The organism is Nonomuraea sp. NPDC049625, assembly GCF_040675285.1.
In the GTDB taxonomy this organism is placed as follows: Bacteria; Actinomycetota; Actinomycetes; order Streptosporangiales; family Streptosporangiaceae; genus Nonomuraea; species Nonomuraea angiospora_A.
In genome coordinates, this window is sequence record NZ_JBFAOQ010000067.1 from 1 (window position 1) to 1,011 (window position 1,011).

The window sequence follows — 1,011 nt, forward strand, 5'->3', positions numbered from 1 at the left end:
TGAGGTGATCTCAGAGAAATAATTCGGGCGATTGGGGATTTTCGGGACGCCCGGGGTGGCGTTTCGGGCCTTTCGGGAGAAGTCGTCGAAGGCCGGAGACAGACGTGGAGCCTCCGGTAGATGAGTTCTCACCACAAGAATCCCCGCCAGCCGAAAGGCTCCACGTGATTGCTCATCGTGCCATGCTCGACGTCTCGCGTGCACTGGTTCGGTACGTTGCCCGGTTGCTGCAGGACGAACGTCGCCAGCTCGGCACTCCCAAAGGCAGTCGTGCCCTGACCCCGTTCTGGCAAGCGGTGCTGGTGCTGCGCTGGTTCCGGGGCGAGTACGACATCCCCAAGCTCGGCCGCGATCACCGCGTCTCCCGGGCCACGGCCTATCGCTACATCGCCGAGGGAATCGACGTCCTCGCAGTTCAAGCCCCTGATTTGCACGAGGCTCTGGACCGCGCCAAGGCCGATGGGCTGGCCTATGTGATCCTGGACGGCACCCTGATCTCGATCGATCGCTGCGCCGAGCAGGCCATCAGCGTCAAGGGCGAGCCCATCGACGCCTGGTACTCCGGCAAGGCCCACCAGCACGCCGGCAACCTCCAAGCACTCTCGGCACCCAGCGGGCTCCCCCTGTGGATCGCCGACGTCGAACCGGGCTCGGTCCACGATCTGACCGCCGCTCGCGCGCACGTGCTGGGCGCGTTGTACGCCGCAGCCGCAGGCGGCCTGCCGACCCTCGCCGACAGCGGCTACGACGGCGCCGGGATCGGCATTCATACGCCGATCAAACAGCCCGAAGGCAACCAGACCCTTAGCCCGGACAACCGCACCTACAACCGGCTCCTACGCGCCCTGCGATGTCTCGGCGAACGCGGGTTCGCCCTGCTCAAAGGCCGCTGGCGGATTCTCCAGCACATCACCGCCAGCCCCAGCGCAATCGGCGACATCGCCCGCGCCGCCCTTGTCCTCACCCACTTCGAGCACAACTACCTACCAGCAATTCGCTGAGATCACTTCA

Annotated in this window: 1 protein-coding gene; it reads left to right on the top strand. The window is 65.5% G+C overall.

All coding sequences use genetic code 11. The features are described 5' to 3' along the window. Positions 1-182 precede the first annotated feature (182 nt). A complete protein-coding gene (locus AB0J87_RS64420) occupies positions 183-1,001 on the top strand; it encodes a transposase family protein (protein ID WP_363985937.1) in 819 nt (272 codons plus the stop codon). Positions 1,002-1,011: the final 10 nt, after the last annotated feature.